Origin of the sequence: Vulgatibacter sp., assembly GCF_041687135.1 — a bacterium.
Taxonomy (GTDB): domain Bacteria; phylum Myxococcota; class Myxococcia; order Myxococcales; family Vulgatibacteraceae; genus JAWLCN01.
In genome coordinates this window covers 34,623-52,049 of the sequence record NZ_JAWLCN010000017.1, presented here as the reverse complement: position 1 = coordinate 52,049, position 17,427 = coordinate 34,623, and the positions used below count along the sequence as shown (strand labels likewise).

At 72.7% G+C, this 17,427-nt stretch carries 13 protein-coding genes; 7 read left to right on the top strand and 6 right to left on the bottom strand.

All coding sequences use genetic code 11. The features are described 5' to 3' along the window. Positions 1-95 precede the first annotated feature (95 nt). On the bottom strand, positions 96-884 hold the full coding sequence (locus ACESMR_RS23490) for a hypothetical protein (RefSeq protein WP_373049572.1): 789 nt from the start codon (positions 882-884) through the stop codon (positions 96-98). Between the two features lie 104 nt (positions 885-988). Between ACESMR_RS23490 and ACESMR_RS23485 the strand changes: the two genes are divergently transcribed. After that, positions 989-2,446, top strand: a complete 1,458-nt coding sequence (locus tag ACESMR_RS23485; RefSeq protein ID WP_373049571.1) for an OmpP1/FadL family transporter — start codon at positions 989-991, stop codon at positions 2,444-2,446. Positions 2,447-2,510: 64 nt separating this feature from the next. On the opposite strand, the gene ACESMR_RS23480 is transcribed toward ACESMR_RS23485, so the two are convergent. The 5 genes from ACESMR_RS23480 to ACESMR_RS23460 all read right to left on the bottom strand — a co-directional run bounded on the left by ACESMR_RS23480 (position 2,511) and on the right by ACESMR_RS23460 (position 10,604). Beyond that, positions 2,511-3,317: a class I SAM-dependent methyltransferase gene (locus ACESMR_RS23480; protein ID WP_373049570.1), complete on the bottom strand. Its 807-nt coding sequence runs from the start codon at positions 3,315-3,317 to the stop codon at positions 2,511-2,513. A gap of 66 nt (positions 3,318-3,383) precedes the next feature. Beyond that, positions 3,384-4,538, bottom strand: a complete 1,155-nt coding sequence (locus tag ACESMR_RS23475) for a methionine aminotransferase (RefSeq protein ID WP_373049569.1) — start codon at positions 4,536-4,538, stop codon at positions 3,384-3,386. Further along, positions 4,538-4,993, bottom strand: coding sequence for a hypothetical protein (locus tag ACESMR_RS23470; protein ID WP_373049568.1), 456 nt, complete (start codon positions 4,991-4,993; stop codon positions 4,538-4,540). Before ACESMR_RS23470 ends, ACESMR_RS23475 begins: the two co-directional genes overlap by 1 nt. 78 nt (positions 4,994-5,071) lie before the next feature. After that, positions 5,072-7,801 carry a CHAT domain-containing protein gene (locus ACESMR_RS23465; protein WP_373049567.1) on the bottom strand — a complete coding sequence of 910 codons (2,730 nt, stop codon included), beginning with the start codon at positions 7,799-7,801 and terminating at the stop codon, positions 5,072-5,074. A gap of 61 nt (positions 7,802-7,862) precedes the next feature. Beyond that, positions 7,863-10,604: a CHAT domain-containing protein gene (locus ACESMR_RS23460; protein ID WP_373049566.1), complete on the bottom strand. Its 2,742-nt coding sequence runs from the start codon at positions 10,602-10,604 to the stop codon at positions 7,863-7,865. Between the two features lie 135 nt (positions 10,605-10,739). Between ACESMR_RS23460 and ACESMR_RS23455 the strand changes: the two genes are divergently transcribed. Genes ACESMR_RS23455 through ACESMR_RS23430 form a run of 6 tightly spaced genes read left to right on the top strand, consistent with a single transcriptional unit; the run spans position 10,740 to position 17,419 of the window. Next, the gene (locus ACESMR_RS23455) at positions 10,740-11,234 is read left to right on the top strand and encodes a chemotaxis protein CheW (RefSeq protein ID WP_373049565.1); all 495 of its coding nucleotides are present in this window, start codon (positions 10,740-10,742) and stop codon (positions 11,232-11,234) included. After that, entirely contained in the window at positions 11,231-11,602 is a 372-nt protein-coding gene (locus ACESMR_RS23450) for a hypothetical protein (RefSeq protein WP_373049564.1), read from the top strand. The genes ACESMR_RS23455 and ACESMR_RS23450 overlap by 4 nt, the downstream gene beginning before the upstream one ends. Positions 11,603-11,604: 2 nt before the next feature. Beyond that, positions 11,605-12,843, top strand: coding sequence for a methyl-accepting chemotaxis protein (locus ACESMR_RS23445; RefSeq protein WP_373049563.1), 1,239 nt, complete (start codon positions 11,605-11,607; stop codon positions 12,841-12,843). Between the two features lie 9 nt (positions 12,844-12,852). Then, positions 12,853-14,994, top strand: coding sequence for a response regulator (locus ACESMR_RS23440; RefSeq protein WP_373049562.1), 2,142 nt, complete (start codon positions 12,853-12,855; stop codon positions 14,992-14,994). Further along, positions 14,976-15,995: a chemotaxis-specific protein-glutamate methyltransferase CheB gene (cheB, locus tag ACESMR_RS23435; RefSeq protein ID WP_373049561.1), complete on the top strand. Its 1,020-nt coding sequence runs from the start codon at positions 14,976-14,978 to the stop codon at positions 15,993-15,995. The genes ACESMR_RS23440 and cheB overlap by 19 nt, the downstream gene beginning before the upstream one ends. Further along, positions 15,992-17,419 carry a CheR family methyltransferase gene (locus ACESMR_RS23430; protein WP_373049560.1) on the top strand — a complete coding sequence of 476 codons (1,428 nt, stop codon included), beginning with the start codon at positions 15,992-15,994 and terminating at the stop codon, positions 17,417-17,419. Before cheB ends, ACESMR_RS23430 begins: the two co-directional genes overlap by 4 nt. The last annotated feature ends 8 nt before the right edge of the window (positions 17,420-17,427 follow it).

Sequence of the window (17,427 nt, the reverse complement as noted above, 5' to 3'; positions counted from 1 at the left end):
CGGCCCGATTCCTTCGCTCGCGCTTCGCGCGAGAAACGCTCCTACTTGCGATCGCTCCGCCTTCGGCTGCGCTGGAGAGTTTGTTTCACAAACTCTCAGGCGCCGCCTGCTCCGCCCGCACCACCGGCACCGCCCGCTCCACCGGCTCCACCGGCACCACCGGCACCACCGGCACCACCGGCACCACCGGCGCCGCCGTTTCCGCTGATCGCGTCCTCGCAATCGATCGCCGGCTCCGGCAGCTCGTCGCCCTCGATCCGCACCGCCGCGAAGGTCGAACCCCGGAGCGACTGGGTGATCGGCACCGAGACGTCGCCCTGCAGGTCGCCGGCGTAGATGTCGGGGCTCACGGTATTGCCGTCGAGGGTGATCGTCGCGACGATCTCGCGGCCGGTGATCGGGTTGGCGCAGCCGCTGACCGTCTGCTCCCCGAAGTCCGCCACGAACTCGCCGAAGGGATCCACCGGCACGTTCTCGAGCACGATCAGATCGCCGGTCGGCTCCCCCGGCTCCGGGCAATTGGACCGGTCGTGCTCCGCCAGCGCAGCGGGGCTCGAGGTGAGCGGCACGATCGGCTGGAGGCGCAGGCTCATCCTGCAGCCCTCGGGCGGGCACTCGATCTCGTTGACGACGTTGATCTCCGTCTCGGCGACGAAGAGCAGGGGCAGGTTGCGCCCCAGGATGGTGGAGAGGGCGAGGAGGAAGTCGCCGTTCACGTCGTAGACGTTGGTGACCTCGCAGCTCACCGTCTCCCCGCCCCGCTGGTCCTCGGTGCGGTCGAGGAATTCGTCCCACTTCCCCTCGGGATCCGGGCAGCCGCCAAGCAGGAGTGCGGTGCCGGTCAGCGCAAGGAGCGAACTCTTTGACAGGTGCGATCGGGCCATGGGTAAATCGCTCCGAAACAGCAGGTGAGCGGCAAGTTTGCGGCCCGGCGGGTGCGCTGTCAAACCTCTGCAGCGCTGCCGGAACCCATCGTCCGGAGGGTATTTTGAGGCGAATCATCCTCGGAACAGCAGCAGGTCTGGCGACGACCCTCGCGGCGCAGCCGGCCTCGGCGAGCGGCTTCCTCGCGGCACGTTTCGGTGGCGAACACGGCCACCCGACCACGAGCAATCCCACGGCGATGTACTACAACCCGGCGGGGTTGGCGCTCGGCTCCACCTACAACAAATACGACCGGAAGAAGGAAGGCTGGAATTTCAGCCTCTACCTCGACGGCAGCTTCGCCTACCGGACCGCCACCTACGAGCGGCCCGAGGAGGCGATCAGCAACCTCCGCGAGCCGAACGGCAGCGACGGCTTCACCCCCCTCGACGCCGTTGGCGCCAACAGCGGCGAGGCGACCCTCGGCGACTTCATCGCTTCCCCCTTCGCAGCGGTGACCACCAACTTCGGCCTCGAGAACTTCGGCGCCGGCGTGGCGGTCTACGTGCCCTTCGGCGGCGTCGCCTCCTGGGACGAGAACGAGGATTGGGAGGGCAACGCGCGATACCCCGGCGCCGCCGACGGCGTGCAGCGCTGGTGGACCATGGACGGCAGGATCCAGTCGCTCTACGTGACCGGCGCCGCCGCCTACCAGATCCCCGCGCTCCGCCTCTCCGTCGGTGTCGGCGTCAACGCGGTGCAGAGCACCGTGCACACCATCCGCGCCCGCAACCTCGACGGCAGCGACGATTTGGTCCTCGAGGACGGCACCACGATCAAGGAGGGCCGCTCCTATCTCGACACCAGCGGCTGGGACCTCTCCCTCTCGGGCGGCGTGATCTGGGAGCCCGTCGATCGGCTCTGGGTCGGCGTCTCCTACCAGAGCCAGCCCGGATTCGGCGAGATGGTCCTCGACGGCACCCTCGACACGGTGCTCGCCGACGGCCAGCCCGGCGTGACCGACGTCGAGCTGCAGCAGGAGCTCCCGGACGTGTGGCGCTTCGGCGCCCGCTGGCAGTTCGACCGGCAGTGGGAGGCCCGCCTCTTCGGCGAGTACGCCCGCTGGAGCGTCTTCGACCGGCAGTGCATCGTGAACGCTGCCAACGCCGAATGTGATCTCGCCGAGAACGGCGCGGAGATCACCGGCGACGGCTCCGTGATCCAGAACATCCCGCGCAACTGGGACGACGCCTTCGGCCTCCGCGGCGGCGTCTCCTACTGGTTCACCCAGCGCGCCGAGGGCTACATCGGCCTGGGCTACGACGGGAACGCGGTCCCCGACGAGACCCTCGATCCGGCGCTCATCGACATGACCAAGTACACGCTCGCGATCGGCGGCGAGTTCGCCCTCGCGTCGAACTGGGTCCTGAGCGGCACCTTCACCCAGGTGATCTACAACGAGCGCAACGTCGAGGTGGAGGACGTGACCACCTTCGAAGCACCCTCCGCCCAGCCGAACGCCGCCGGCCGCTACAACCAGTCGGTCAGCGTGCTCAACGTCTACACGCAGTACACCTTCTGAGCTGCGTTACACGGCAGGCAGCAGGGCGGCGTCCGGGAGACCGGGCGCCGTCTTCGTTCCTCGCCTACGCGAATACGAGGCCGCCGAAGCGTACCTGGGCGTAGCGGCTCATCACCGGTAGCTCGGGGAGCCCGAGGCGCTCGAGCTCGCCGCCGGTCTTGCGATCCTGGAGGACCACGCGGCGGCGCGCGACGCGCCTGGCCTCGGCGAGGGCCTCCGCCGCGAGGGGCCGCGGGTCGGCGAGGGCCCGCACCACGTCGAAGCCCGGCGCCGCGGTGGTGGTCTCGCGGAACATGGGATCGAAATAGACGACGTCGTACGAGCGATCGGGGAGCGAGCGGAGCACCTCGAGGTGATCGCCCAGGGTGACGTGCATCCGCGAGAGCGCCGCGTCGATGGGCGCCTCGCCGAAGCGCACGTGCCGGGCGCCATGGCCCGTCACCGCGTGGAGCAGCGCGCTCGCCTCGATCACCTCGACGTGGCCGCCCTCCCCCACCGCGTGGGCAGCGACCAGCGCGTCGGCGCAGGCGCCGCCGGTGCAGTCGAGGAAGCGATCCCCCGCGCGCACGTCGCAGGCGGCGAGGAAGGGATCGGGCTCGACACCTGCGATCATCCGCCGGATCCGCAGCACCGCCATCCCGCCATGGAAGCGCCAGGGCACGGTCATCCCCGGCAGCCACAGCGCCCGGTCGCCGTGGGCCACCGCCAGCACCGCTCGTGCGCCGGTAGTTTCCACCAGCTTCTCCCACCCCTGGCTGCGGCGTTCGACGTAGCGGCAGCCGAGGCGCGCCGCCTCGGCCCGGGCCTCGGCGACGTCAACGGCTTTCGGCCTGCGCGGTGTGGTCACCACCGCCTGGGACGGCTCGATCATCGGCGGGCAGGTACCACAAAATTCGCGCGGGCAAATCGCTTTGCGTCGGAGCGACCCGCAGTGCGCTCAGCCGGCGAGCACGCGCAGCCGCTCTGCCGCCGCCTCGAGGGTCTCCAGCCGCTTGCAGAAGGCGAAGCGGAGCAGCCTGCGCCCCTCCGCCGGATCGGCCGCGTAGAAGCAGCTGGGCGGGATCGCGGCCACGCCCACCTGGCGGACGAGCCGCTCGGCGAAGCTGCGATCGTCCTCCCGCGAGAGCGCGGAGAAGTCGGCGAGGACGAAGTAGGCGCCTGCGGGTACCGAGACGGCGAAGCCCGCAGCGCGCAGCGTGTCGACGAGGAAGTCGCGGCGCGATCGGTACGCGCCCTGCAGCCCCTCCACAAAGGGCTCGTCGCAGCTGCGCAGCGCTTCGGCCGCAGCGATCTGCAGGGGCGTGGCGGTGGCGAAGGTGAGGAATTGATGCGCCGCCTGCGCCGCTGCCACGAGTTCCTTCGGCCCGGTGAGCCAACCGATCTTCCAGCCGGTGAAGGAGAAGGTCTTGCCGAGGCTCGAGGTGGTGAGCGTCCGCTCCCGCATCCCCGGCAGCGTGGCGAGAGGAACGTGCGCTGCGCCGTAGGTGAGGTGCTCGTAGACCTCGTCGCAGAGCACCAGCAGGTCACGCTCGACGCAGAGCGCGGCGATCGCCTCGAGCTCCGCGCGGGTGAAGACCTTGCCGCTGGGGTTGTGGGGCGAGTTGAGCACGAGGAGCCTGGTGCGCTCGCCCACCAGCGAGCGCAGCGCGTCCACGTCCAGGGCGAAGTCGGGGAAGCGCAGGGTGAGGCATTTCGCGGTGCAGCCTGCGAGCGCCACCGCCGCCGGGTAGCTGTCGTAGAAGGGCTCGAAGAGGATCACCTCGTCGCCCGGCTCGAGCAGCCCGAGGATCGCCGCGGCGATCCCTTCCGTGGCGCCGGTGGTCACCGCCACCTCGCTCGACGGCTCGAAGCGCTGGCCGTACCAGCGCGCGCGATGGGCTGCCACCGCTTCGACCAGCGGCGGCAGCCCCATGGAGCGGGCATATTGGTTGTGCCCGCCCCGCAGCGCCGCCACCGCCGCCTCGATCACCCGGGCCGGTCCTTCGAAATCGGGAAAGCCCTGCGAGAGGTTGACCGCGCCGTGCTCGAGGGCGAGGCGCGTCATTTCGCTGAAGATGGTGGTGCCGAAGGGGCGGAGGCGGCTGGTGATCATCAGTTGCTGCCGGCGGGCGGGATGGGCGGGCCGTGGGGCTGGTCGTCGGCCGACGTGCAGATGCCGCCGAGGGTCACGTTCGCTGCAGCCGCGACGTCGGACGGATCGAAGGGCAGCCCGGTGCCGTCGAGGACCTCGCAGCTGCCGCCGTCGACGGTGACGCGCAGCCCGGTGCCCCCCGACCGCGGAACCTTGCGCGCGATGCACTTGCCCTTGAACTGCACCTCGATGAACGGCTCGTCGTAGAGCTCGCTGCCCGCGTTGAGCGGCGGGAAGGAGGGCGTGCCCGAAGCACCGCTGACCTGCAGCACGATCTGGGCGCCGTCGAGATAGGCCTTCGGGTCGTTGCCGGTGATCTGGAGGGTGTCCTTGTCCTTGCGCGCCCAGAAGCGGACGCGGACGAAATCCGCCTCCTGCGTGACGAGAGCAGACGGGAAATAGAATTCGCGATTCATCGAGAGATCCCCCTGGCAATGCGTGCGCGCCATACCGGACGTGTGGCGGTGTCGCACAGCATAGCCCTCACCCGAGGATCAGATCGAGAGGACGAAGCGTGCCGCCGCAGCAGCGGAACGCTCCTGCCGCACCTTCGCCACCGCCGACTCGAAGGCAGCGGAGAGATCCGCTCCCCTGCCCAGCGCGTCGTAGAACGCCGCGGAGAAGAGCAGCGCCACCTCGTCGTCGAGCGCGTCCTGGTACGAGACCACCGCCCGGGCCCCCGCCTCGAGGAAGGCCCAGCCCAACCCCGCGCCGTCGCGCTCCCGGTCGACGACCGTGCCGCCGCTCCTGCAAGCGGAGAGCACCACCACCGGACGCCGCTCCCGCAGCGGCATCTCCAGGATCGTCGCGACCTCGAGGCGGCCGAGCTCGCCGCCGAGCAGCAGGTAGGAGGCAGCGCCCTTGCCGAGACGGGCTTCGCCGTGCACGCCGAAGTGGAGCAGGCCGTACGCCCCCGCCTGCGCGAGGACGGCGGCGGGTGTCGCCGCCATGCCGCGCAACTCCCTCGAGCCCGGGAACGCACCCCGTACGATCGCCGCCTCCTTCGGCGCTGCGGGGAGGAAGCCGAGACCGCTCCGGAGCTCGACGGGCTGCGGGCTGTGCACCGCGAGAGCTGGACCGCTCGGCTGCGCAGCCGGCCACGGCCGTTCGGGCCCGCTGGATGCAACCAGCGCCACCCCTGGCGCTTCGTCGCGCAGGCGCCTCCAGAGCGCGGCGGAGTCGAGACCGGAACGGTCGAGGAGGCTGATCCGGCGAACGCCAGCGGGGCAGGCGCCATCCTGCAGCGGCGACAGCGGCGCATCGCCGCGGAGCAGCCTCGTGCCCTCGCTCGTCGCAACCCAGAGGCCCCAGCCCACGTCGAGGCGGGTCTCGGCGACGAAACACTCGTCCGGCGCCAGCTCCCGCAGCTCGGCGCCGCCGAGAATCCGCCAGAAGGCAGCGGCGTCGGCCCTGGCTGCATGACGCTCGGCGAGGGCCAGCCGGGTCGATCCGGTCTCGGCCCACATGCGCTGCGCGGCGAGGGGCGAGGGCGCGTGCGCGACCTGTTCGTCCGCGACGGCGACCGCCTTCTCGAGGAAGCGCAACGCCTCGTCGTCCTTCCCTTCTGCAGCGGAGACGCGGGCGAGCAGCTCGAGCGCCTCCACGCGGAAGTTCTGGAGATTGCGCGCCTCCTCCTCGGCGAGCACCCGCTCGAGGAGCGTGCGCGCGTCCGAGAGCCGGACCTGCTGCAGCCGGATGCGTGCGAGGCTCAGCCGATTGCTCTGCAGCACCGGCACGATGCCCGTCTCCTCGGCATCCTCCCGGGTCTCGTCGAGGACGCTCGCTGCGCCCTGGAGATCGCCGCGGTCGAGCCGGATGTCCGCGAGTGTCCGGCTCGCGATGAGCGCCGTCCGAACCACCTGCACCTGCCGGGAGAGCAGGAGCGCTTCCCTGCAGAAGACCTCGGCTGCGCGCAGCTTTCCCTGCAGCATGGCGAAGAAGCCGGCGTTGACGAGGGGTGTCGCGCTGCCGACGGGATCCCGGCGCATGCCGCGGGCCGAGTCGATCGCCAGCTCGGTTGCCTCCCGGAACGCGCCGGTGCGCCAGGCGAGGAGCGAGCGCTTCGAGACGAGCTCGGCGCGCCGGACCGTCGCCGTCTCGGGGAGCGCCTCCGCGGCGTGCCGCCATTCCTGCTCGGCTTCGTGGAAGCGGCCCTGGTGGACGAGGAGCGAGGCGAGGTCCGAGCGGGCGAGAACCACCGCTTCGACGCAGCCCTCCCGGAGGCAGATGGCAGCGATCCGCTCGTAGAGGCGCCGGGCAGCGGCGACGTCCTGTCGCTGGACCGCGTCGTAGAGCGCGAGCCGGTTGAAGCGCAGCGCGATGAGCGGATCCGACACCTCTCCCAGCGCCTCGAGGGCGCGCAGGTCGGCGGTGCCGGAGAGGACCTTCTCCCGTTCGCGGGTGTAGGCCTCGCTCCAGCGGCGGCGCTCCCTCCACGCCGCCGCGTCCAGCGATTGCAGCCGGGTGAGGAGCGCCGCCGGCAGCCGCTCCCCGCGCTGCAGGAGTTCATCGAGCAGGACCGCTGTCGCCGGATCGCCCCGCAACGCGGCGAGCGCATCGGGACCATCGAGGTGGGCGATCGCTCCTTCGAATTTCGCGAGGCGCAGCTCCAGATCGCCGGGCGGCGCTTCCGCCGTGGCGAGCGCTGCCGCGCGCTCCCGCGCCTCCGCAGCCCAGGGACCCGCCGGCTCCACACCGAGAAAGGCCTCCCACGCCTCCGCAGCCATCCGCGTCAGACCGAGATGCTCGCGCACGATCGCCCGGTTGAAGAGCACCGCGGGATCCAACGGTGCCAGCTCGAAGGCGTGTTCGATCGTCTCCAGCGCCTCGACGCCCTGCGCACGGGCGAGGAGCAGGAGGCTGCGCTCGTTGAGGGTCTTCGCCTCGGTGGGGAGCCCGGCGAGATGCTTCTCCGCCCGGTCGAGATCACCGGTGTCGCCGCGCCAGAGGTAGAGCTGCGCCAGCGCCAGAGGCAGGTCGCCTGCCTCCTCGTCGTGGTAGAGCGCCGCCAGGACCGGCCCGTACGCCTGGAGCTTCTCGCCGCCGCGCCAGGGGCGCCATGGCAAGCCGAGCGCGCTGCGCCCCTCGGACCAACGGGCTTCCCCGAGGAAGCCGCCGAGCACCTCCGCCGGCGAAGGTGGGAAGAGCCGCGGCCAGATCAGCGCCGCCAGGGCCGCGCCGATGAGCACGGCGGTTGCTGCGATCTTTGCTGCGACGCCTCTCACACCCGACCTCCACCAGTCGGCGCAGTGTAGCTGCGGGTGGCGGCGCTTTGAACCGAGCGCTTCAGAACGAGAGGAGGAAACCCTCCGCGGCGGCCGCCCCGTGCTCCTTCCGCACGCCGGCGAGCGCCGCCTCGAAGGCCGCCGAGAGCCCGGCGCCCCTTGCGATCGCCGGATAGAAGGACGCGGCGAAGGCGAGTCCGACGTCGTCGCGGAGATCGTCCTGGTGGGCAATCACCGCCCGCGCGCCGGCGTGGAGGAAGGCCCAGGTGAGGCCGGCGCCGTCGTTCTCGGGATCGGCGCTGCGGCCGCCGCTCCTGCAGGCGGAGAGGACCACCACCGGCCGCTTCTCCCGCAGCTGCAGGCCGAGCACGTCGACGACCTGGAGCCGCCCCGCCTCCCCGGCGAGGACGAGGTGCGAGGCGGCGCCGGTCTCCATCCGCCCGTCGCCGTGGACCGCGAAGTGGAGGAGGCCCGCGCGCCCTGCCTCGGCACGCACCCCTGCAGGCGTGGCTGCCTCGTAGCGCAGCTCGCGAACCTCGGGGAGCGTGGCGGCGATCGATGCCGCCTCCCGGGCGGCGCCGTAGAGGAAGGCGAGGCCGCGGTCGCTCTGGGTGGGCCTGGGGCTGTGGACCACCAGCGCAGGCCCCGATACGCCGCCGTCCGGCCAGGGCTGGAGCGCGTCGCCGGCGAGGAGCACCGCCACTTCCGGGTGGAGGCGTCGCAGCACCCGGGCCATCGGCGCTGCGTCCGTCGCCATGGTATCGAGCAGCGTGATCCGCCGGGTGCCCGGGCCGCAGCGGCTGCGCGCCAGCAGATCGACCGCGGGGACCGCCACCGGGACCACCTCGAAGAACGCGTTGGATCGCGTGGCGACGAAGAGCACCGTCCTGCCCGCAGGAAGACGCGTCGGCGCGACCAGGCATTCGTCTGCTGCCAGCTGCCGCCTGCCCCGGGGCGCGAGGATCTCCCAGCCCGCACCGACGCCGTCGAGCTGCCCCCGCAGCAACGCCAACCTGCCGATCGAATCGGAAGCCGCAGCGCCCACCCGCTGCCGTGCGAGCGGCGAGGGGAGGCGCGCCGCCTGCGCGGCGACCTCCGCTGCCTCCCGCTCGAGCTGCGCCGCTGCGCCCCGCAGCTCGCCCTGCTGCTCCAGGGCGCTTGCCCGCGCCTGCGCGAGCCGGATCCGGTGGCGGGGGTCGAGCCCCTCGCCGAAGCTGCGCTCCGCCTCGTCGAGAAGCGCGAGGGCCTCCGCCGGCCGCTCCTCCTCGAGGCGCACCAGGGCGAGGCCGAGGCGGTTGGCCCCGAGCACGGGGGGGACGGCTGCTGCCTGCGCCTCCGCCCACGCCACCTCGAGCACCGCCGCCGCCTCCTCGAGCCGCCCCTCCTCCCGGAGCGCCGCGGCGAGGTTCGCCTGCGCCTTCTGGGCGAGGCGGGCGATGCCCGCCCGCTCCGCGACGCGGCGGGACTCCCGCGCGAAGGCTGCCACCACCGAGGGCATGCCGCGCCCGGCGAGGTGGTGGGAGAGGTTGAGCAGGGAGGCGGCGAGGGGGTGGTCGCCAGCAGCCAGCTCGGAGAGACGCACCGACTCGAGGAGGAGCTCGACCGCCTGCTGCTCGGCGCCGTAGCCCTTCGCGACGATCGAACGCTTGGTGAGAAGCTCCGCGCGGCGCACGTGCGCATCCTGCGGCAGCGCCGCGAAGGCGGCGTCGAAGGCCCGCTCCGCCCCGTGGAAATCCCCCTCGCCGAGGAGGAGGTTGCCGAGATCGCTCCGGGCGAGGATCGCCTCCTCCCCGCAGCCGAAGCGCCCGCACCGCTCGAGGAGCCGCTCGAGCAGCTCCCTGGCCGCGGCCCGCTCCTGCCGCTGCAGCGCATCGTAGGCAGCAAGCTGCAGGTAGCGCACCGCGAAGATCGGCGCGTCGGTTTCGGCGAGCGCGGCGAGCTTCCGATGATCGGCCCGCCCCTCCATCACCCGGGTGTACCAGGAGCGGTACACGCCGCCGAGGCGGCGGTGCTCCGCCCACTCCGCCTCGCCTGCGTCACGCAGCCACGCCACCGTGGAGCGGACCAGCGGATCGGAGGTGGGTCCGTTCTGCTCGAGGAGCTGCCGCGCCTCGCGCTGGCGGCGCCACGCATCCAGCGCCGCGGCGTCTTCGACGAGATAGAGGCTCCGGACGATCCGGGACGAGCTCCCGTTCCGCGGCGCCTTCTCCAGCGGCCGCTGCAGCCGCTCCATGCGCAGCTGCGCCTCCGCTGCCCAGGGTCCCGCCGGCTCCACCGCGAGAAAGTGCCGCCAGGCAGCCTCGGCCTCGCCGCGCAGGTGGAGCTGCTCCAGGACCAGCGCCCGGTTGAAGCGGGCCGCCGGAAGGCTTCCCTCCTGGGCGATGGCCCGATCGATCGCTGCCAGCGCCTCGATTCGCCTGCCGCGGGAGAGCTCCACCAGCGCCCGCTCGTTCCACACCACCGCACTCTCGGGCTGCGCCTCCAGGATCGCCTGCGCGCGCTCCGCATCCCCCGCCCCGCCGCGCCACACGTATTGCTGCGCGAGCGCCAGCGGCTGGGTGGGGTCGTCCTGCGCCGCAGGGGCGTAGAGCGCGGCGAGGAGCCGCTCGTAATCGCCGAGCCGGGTGGTGCCGCGCCACGGCCGCCAGGGCAGCGGCAACGCGCTGCGTCCCTCCGACCAGCGGGACGGGCCCATGAACGCGCCCAGCGCCTCGACGGCGCCGGGTCCATGGAGCTGTGGCCAGGCCAGCGCCCATGCGAGGGCAGCCAGCGCCGGCACGAGTGCCAGGATGGTCGTGCGCATTCCCCGCATCGGCTCTCCCCCTACTCCGAGCCAAGGATCCGCGCACTCTACCCCACCCGCCGATGCAGTAAAGCGCCTGGGAGGGAAAGCAAGCGGTTGTCGCCTACATCCCGGAGGAGGCTACACTGCCCGACCATGCGATCCGACGAGACCAGGCCCGAGCCAGCCGATCCCTGGGGGGTGCACGGCACCGACCCCTGGTATTTCTGCGTCCGGCTCCTCGGCGCGCGCTACGCCTTCGCCGCATCCCTCGCCACCGAGGTGGTCCGGCTCGGGCCGATGACGCGGCTCCCCGGCGCCCCCTCCTTCCTCTGCGGCGTCTTCCAGCACCGCGGCGAGGTGCTGCCGGTCTTCGACGTGGCGCAGCTCCTCGGCGAGCGCCCCACCCCGCTGGCCAGCGGGGGCCGGGTGGCGCTGGTCCAATCGGGCCCCTACCGCCTCGCGCTGGTGGCCGAAGCGGTGGAGGGCCTGGTGCAGATCGCCGACGCGCAGCTCGAGCCGGCGCCGCAGGGAAGCGGCGGCCTCCTCGAATTCGTGGAGCGGGTGGGCGCCGACGCGAAGGGGCCGGTGGCGCTCCTCGATCTCGAGCGGCTGATCGAATCGGCCCGGGAGCGGAGCGCCGCCGCATGAACGGGCACCACGCCGACGCACCGGTGCTCCTCTTCACGCTGGGGGGCAGGCGCTTCGCAGCCCCGGCGGTGGACGTGCGCCGGGTGGCACGCAGGGGCGACGCGCCCTTCGCCGGCGGCACCGCGCTCGGCGCGCCGCGGGACGGAAGCAGGGGACTGGTGGTGCGGTGCGGCGACGGCGAGGCCGCGCTGGCGATCGACGAGGTCCACGGGATGCTCACCGGCGCCCGCCTCCACCGGCTCCCAGCCCTGGTGGCGCACCTGCTGCCGCGGGGCGGGATCGCCGGGCTGGTCGAGCACGAAGACGAATTGCTGCCGCTATTGGATCTGCCCGTCCTCCTCCGGGACCGGGCGGAGGATCGGGGCTGACGATGGCGCGGAACGAAGTACGGGGAACGGGGACCACGCGGAAGCGTGCGGTGCGCAAGGCAGCCGTCGACGACACCGGCAGGATCGAGGCGGTGCTCGAGGCGCTCGCCACCGGCAGGTACGAGGCGCGGGTCGACCTCGCCTCGATCGAGGATCCCAAGCTCAGGCGCCTCGCCGAGATGACCAACGCGGTGGCCGATCACGCCACGCAGGAGCTGCAGACCGCGCGCGAGCGCAACCGCAGCCTCCGCCACGGCGTCGGCGACGCCCTCGAGGCGGTGGAGCGGGTGGTGGCGCAGGGGCAGCTCTCCGGGACCACGGGGATCCAGGATCCGGATCCGGCGCTCGCCCCGCTGGTGAACGGCCTCGAGCAGCTCCTCTCGACCCTGCGTGCCTTCACCCTCGAGATGCGCGAGGCCTCGCTGCAGATCTCGGCGAGCTCCTCCGAGGTGCTCGCTGCGGCGACGCAGCAGGAGAGCTCGATGGCCGAGCACGCCTCGGCGATCCACGAGACCACCGCCACCATGGAGGAGCTCAAGGGCGCCTCCCACCAGATCGCGGAGAACGCGCGCACGGTGGCCTCGGTGGCGGAGCAGACCCTGGGCTCCGCGCAGAGCGGCGAGGGCTCGATCCGCGGGCTCCTCGAGAGCGTGCAGCGGATCACCGACAACGCGGTGGTGGTCCACGACGCGATGAGCCGGCTGGCGCGGCGGGTCGAGCGGATCGGCAGCGTGGTCGAGGTGATCGACGACATCGCCGATCGCTCCGATCTGCTCGCCCTCAACGCGGCCCTCGAAGGCGCCAAGGCGGGGGAGGCGGGCCGCGGCTTCTCCATCGTCGCCGCGGAGATGCGCAGGCTCGCGGAGAACGTCCTCGTCTCCACCAAGGAGATCAAGGGGCTGATCGGCGAGATCCGCGAGGCCACCGAGAGCGCCATCGAGGCGAGCCACAAGAACCGCAGCGCCGCCGACGACGGCAACCGGCAGGGCCAGGCGGCGATGACCAGCGTGCAGGAGATCGTCGCCGGCGTGCAGGAGACCAACGACGCCGCCCGGGTGATCCACCTCGCCACCCAGCAGCAGCGCACCGCCACCGAGCAGGTGGTGCAGTCGATGGCCGAGGTGGAGATCGCCACCCGCCAGGCGCAGGAAGGTGCGCGCCAGTCCTCCCACGCAGCAGCCGGTCTGGCGCGCCTCGCCGAGCGGCTCTCCGCCCTCGTGAAGCGCTTTCACGTCCAGTAAGAGAGTCCCATGAGCGCGGAAGCGATCCGCCAGAAGCTCCTCGGGCGATTCCGGGAGGTGGCCCGCGACAGGGCCGAGCGCCTCTCGTCCGCGCTGCACCGTTTCGACGGTGCGGGGCCGGACGTGCTGGAGGAGCTCTCGCGCGAGCTGCACACGCTGAAGGGTGAAGCCCGGATGATGGGCTTCATGGGGATCTCGAAGATCGTCCACGCCGCGGAGGATCTCCTCGGCGCCGGCCTCCACGGCGAGCGGCTGGAGAGCATGCGCCGTGCGTGCGAGTCGATCCCGCTGCTCCTCGAGGAGCCGCCGGAGGGCGGGCCCTCCTCCCACTCGCTCCTCGCCGAGCTGCAGGCCTTCCTCGCAGGCCCGGCGGAAGCGCCGCCGGTGAACGAGGCGGAGCCCGCTCTGGCGCAGCGGCAGCAGGCGCCACAGCAGCAGGCGGTGGCGATGGCGCCGGTCTCGATCCGCGTCGATCTCGACGCCCTCGACGAGATCGCCGGGCTCGCCGGCGACACGCTGGTCGAAGGCGCCCGCGCCGGCGCCCGCACCCGGGAGCTCAAGGAGCTCCTCGAGGGCTGGAACGCGGTGTCGGAGCGGCTGCTGCGCATCGCCGAGCGCGCCGACGCCGCGGGGCTGCGCGATCTGACCGCGGTGGTGGAGGACGACGTCCACCGCCTCCGCACCCAGGCCTTCCGCTTCTTCCACCACCACGCCGAATCGGTGGGCGGCGTGCGCCAGCTGCTCGGCACCCTCGCCGAGCGGGTCGCCGAAGCGCGGCTCATCCCGCTGGGCGAGCTCTTCGCCGATCTCCCCGCCACCGCCGCCTCCCTCGCGGCGGAGCAGGGCAAGGCGATCGAGGTCTCGATCACCGGCGCGGACACCGGCATCGACAAGGCGATCCTCCCCTCGCTGCAGGATCCCCTCGTCCACCTGCTCCGCAACACCATCGACCACGCCATCGAGTTGCCGGAGAAGCGCGCCGCCGCAGGCAAGCCTGCAGCGGGGCAGCTGCGGATCAGCGCCCTCCCCGACGGCGACCGGCTCCAGGTCGTGCTCGAGGACGACGGCGCCGGCATCGACGCCGAGAAGATCCGGGCCACCGCGGTGAAGCGCGGCGTCCTCGACGCAGCAGCAGCGGCGGCCCTCTCCGACAAGGCGGCGCTCGAGCTCATCTTCGCCCCGGGCTTCTCCACCCGCGCCTCCGCCGGCGAGACCTCGGGCCGCGGCGTCGGCCTCGACGTGGTCCGCCGCCGGGTGGTCTCGCTGGGCGGCGCCGTCTCGGTCGAGTCGACGCCGGGCGTGGGCACCCGCTTCACCCTGCGCCTGCCCCAGTCGCTCTCGCTGGTGAAGGTGCTGCTGGTGCGGATCGACGACGACGTCTACGGCCTGCCCGCAGCCGACGTGCAGGCGGTGGGTCGTCTCGAGCCGTCCGACGTGAGCGAGGTCGCAGGCGTCCGGGTGGTCCGCCACCGCGACCGCCTCGTGCCCGTGGTCGCCGCGGGTCCGCTCCTCGGCCTGAACGGCGGTCCCGCCGAGCGCCGCCCTGCGGTGGCCTTCGTCCACCACGGCGACCACGGCCTCGCCCTGGTGGTCGACGGCTTCCGCGGCGAGCGCGAGGTGGCGGTGAAGGCGCCGGGCGCCTTCCTCCAGGGACGCCGCTTCGTCTCGGGCGCCGCCTCCCTCGAGGACGGCAGGGTCGCGCTCCTGCTCAGCACCGCGGATCTGCTCGCGGCGGCGAAGGGGCGCACCGGCCTGCCGGCGCAGAAGAGCCGCAGCCGCCGCCGGATCCTCCTCGTCGACGACTCCCTCATCGCCCGCGAGGCGGAGGCGGCGCTGCTGCGCGGCCTCGGCCACGAGGTGGACGAGGCGGCGGACGGCGAAGAGGGGCTGCGCAAGCTGGAGGGCGCCGCCTACGACCTGCTCGTCACCGACGTACAGATGCCGGTGATGGACGGCATCGAGCTCACCCGGCGGGTGAAGGGATCCGAGACGCTGCGCAGGATCCCGGTGCTCATCCTCTCCTCGCTGGCGACGCAGCACGACAAGCGGCGGGGCCTCGAGGCAGGCGCCGACGGCTATCTCGGCAAGCAGGAGCTGGACGCTGCGGGCCTCGCCCGCATGGTGGAGCGGCTGTGCGGCAGCCCGGGCTGAAGACCATCCGCGTCCTGGTGGTGGACGACTCGCCGCTGATCCGCGCCTGGATCTGCGACGCCCTGGCGCGGCAGCCGGGCGTCACCGTGGTGGGCACCGCCGCCAGCGGCGAGGAGGCGACCGCGCGCACCATCGAGCTCGCCCCCGACGTGATCACGATGGATCTGCAGATGCCCCGCTCCGACGGATTCGACGGGATCGCGAGCATCATGGCGCTGCGCCCCACGCCGATCCTCGTTCTCACCGCGGAGTCCGTCGAGCCCAACGCCTTCCGCGCCCTCTCCCTCGGGGCGCTCGACCTCCTCCCCAAGCCGGCCACGCAGGAGCAGCGCGACTTCGGCGCGCGCCTCGCCGAGCGGCTGCGGCTCCTCGCCGGCACCCCGGTGATCCGGCACGTGCGCGGCAAGCGGGATCGCAACGTGGCGGTTGCGCTGCAGCGGCAGCCGGTGGCGCTGGTGGCGATCGCCGCCTCCCTCGGCGGACCGCGGGCGCTGGGGCAGCTGCTCAAGGCGCTGCCCGTGCCCTACCCGCTTCCGGTCGTGGTGGTGCAGCACATGGCCGAGGGCTTCACCGCGGGCCTCACCCGCTGGCTCTCCCACGAAGGGCGCCGCGAGGTCCGCGAGGCGGAGGACGGCGAGCCCCTCGTCGCCGGCACGGTCTTGGTGGCGCCCGCGGGCAAGCACCTCACCGTGAGCCGGGAGGCGGTGCACCTCGACGACGGGCCGCCGCAGCACGGCTTCCGGCCCTCGGCGACGCCCTTCTTCCATTCGGTGGCGAAGAGCTTCGGCGCCAGGGCCTGCGGGGTGGTCCTCACCGGCATGGGCGACGACGGCGCGCTGGGCCTCAAGGCGCTGCGCGACGCAGGGGGCAGCACCATCGCGCAGGACGAGGCGACCTGCGCGGTCTTCGGCATGCCGCGGGCGGCGATCGCCGCCGGTGCGGTGGAGCAGGTCCTGCCCCTGGACGGGATCGCGGCGGCGTTGGCGGAGGTGGGCGGATGAGGGGACTCGAGACGCGGCAGCTGCAGCAGCTCGCAGGGCTGCTCCACGAAAAGGTGGGACTGCACGTGCGGCCGGACGCCTGGGGCAACCTGCGCCTCGCGGTCTCGGCGCGCCTCGGCGCCGGCGCGCCCACCGCCCACATCGACGAATGGCTCGGCGCGCTGGCGCAGAGCGAAGAGGAGCTGCGCCGCCTCCTGCCCCTGGTCACGGTGGGCAAGACCTCCTTCTTCCGGGACGATCGGCAATTCGCGGCGCTCTCGGAGCTGCTCCCCGACTGGCTCGCCGCGGGCCGCGCCGCAGGACGGCGCCTCTCGATCTGGTCGGCGGGATGCGCCACCGGCGAGGAGATCCACTCCATCGCGATCGCCGCCCTCGAAGCGGGTGCGGAGCCGCCGGAGCTGGAGCTCCTCGGCACCGACGTGAACCCGGCGGCGGTGGCCTTCGCCGCTGCGGGGCGCTATCCCCTCGCCCGTCTCGAAGGACTCTCGGCCGACCGGATCGAGCGCCATTTCCGGGTGGAGGACGGCGTCGCCCAGGTCCGCCCGGCGCTGCGGCGGGCAGCGCCCTCCTTCGAGGTGCAGAACCTCGCCGACGATCGCTACCCGCAGCCCCGCGCCGGGAGCTGGGACGTGATCTTCTGCAGGAACGTCCTCATCTATTTCGACCTGCCGACCACGATGCAGGTCCTCGATCGTTTCCACCGGGCCTTGAAGCCCGGCGGCTTCCTCTTCCTCGGCTATTCCGAGTCGCTCTTCCGGGTCTACGACGGCTTCGAGCTGGTGGAGCGGGCCGGGGCCTTCTTCTACCGCAAGCCCCACGGAGCAGCGCGGCGGGGCGCCGCCGGTGGTGCTGCCGCGGCGCCGTCCCCGGACGAGCCGCCGGTGCTGGCGCCGAGCCCGGCGAGGGAGACGCCGCCCCCGGGCCCGCCGACCCTGCGGGAGATCGCGGTGGGGATCGAGGCGGGGCGCTTCGAGGAGGCGCGCCGCGCCCTCGAGGAGCGGGTGGAGAAGGTCCCCGAGGATCTCGGCGCCCGCCTCACCCTCGCCAACCTCCTCGTGCTCCTCCGGCTTCCGGCGGAGGCACGTGCGTGTTACGAAGCGGCCCTGGAGATGGAGCCGCTGCGGGCGGAGGTGCACCTGCTCTTCGGCATCCACCTCCATGCGCAGGGAGATTGGCAGCGGGCAGCGGAGGAGTTCTCGCGGGCGCTCTTCCTCGAGCCCGAGCTGGCGCTGGGCCATTGGTTCCTCGGCAGGTGCCGGGAGCGGGCGGGCGATCTCGAGGGGGCGCGTCGTGCCTACCGCAACGCGGTGCGCACCTCGCGGGAGGGTCGGCAGCGGCGCCGGTTTCTCGGGTTCTACCCGGACCTGCCCGAAGACGACGGTCCCTTCGCCCGTGCTGCGGAGAGTGCGCTGCAGGCGCTTTGAGTGAGGTG

Bases quoted from the DNA above. Each gene is read 5' to 3' on its own strand.
- ACESMR_RS23475 (WP_373049569.1), bottom strand. From the start codon at position 4,538: ATGATCACCAGCCGCCTCCGCCCCTTCGGCACCACCATCTTCAGCGAA.
- ACESMR_RS23470 (WP_373049568.1), bottom strand. From the start codon at position 4,993: ATGAATCGCGAATTCTATTTCCCGTCTGCTCTCGTCACGCAGGAGGCG.
- ACESMR_RS23490 (WP_373049572.1), bottom strand. From the start codon at position 884: ATGGCCCGATCGCACCTGTCAAAGAGTTCGCTCCTTGCGCTGACCGGC.
- ACESMR_RS23455 (WP_373049565.1), top strand. From the start codon at position 10,740: ATGCGATCCGACGAGACCAGGCCCGAGCCAGCCGATCCCTGGGGGGTG.
- ACESMR_RS23445 (WP_373049563.1), top strand. From the start codon at position 11,605: ATGGCGCGGAACGAAGTACGGGGAACGGGGACCACGCGGAAGCGTGCG.
- ACESMR_RS23480 (WP_373049570.1), bottom strand. From the start codon at position 3,317: ATGATCGAGCCGTCCCAGGCGGTGGTGACCACACCGCGCAGGCCGAAA.
- ACESMR_RS23440 (WP_373049562.1), top strand. From the start codon at position 12,853: ATGAGCGCGGAAGCGATCCGCCAGAAGCTCCTCGGGCGATTCCGGGAG.
- ACESMR_RS23430 (WP_373049560.1), top strand. From the start codon at position 15,992: ATGAGGGGACTCGAGACGCGGCAGCTGCAGCAGCTCGCAGGGCTGCTC.
- ACESMR_RS23460 (WP_373049566.1), bottom strand. From the start codon at position 10,604: ATGCGCACGACCATCCTGGCACTCGTGCCGGCGCTGGCTGCCCTCGCA.
- ACESMR_RS23450 (WP_373049564.1), top strand. From the start codon at position 11,231: ATGAACGGGCACCACGCCGACGCACCGGTGCTCCTCTTCACGCTGGGG.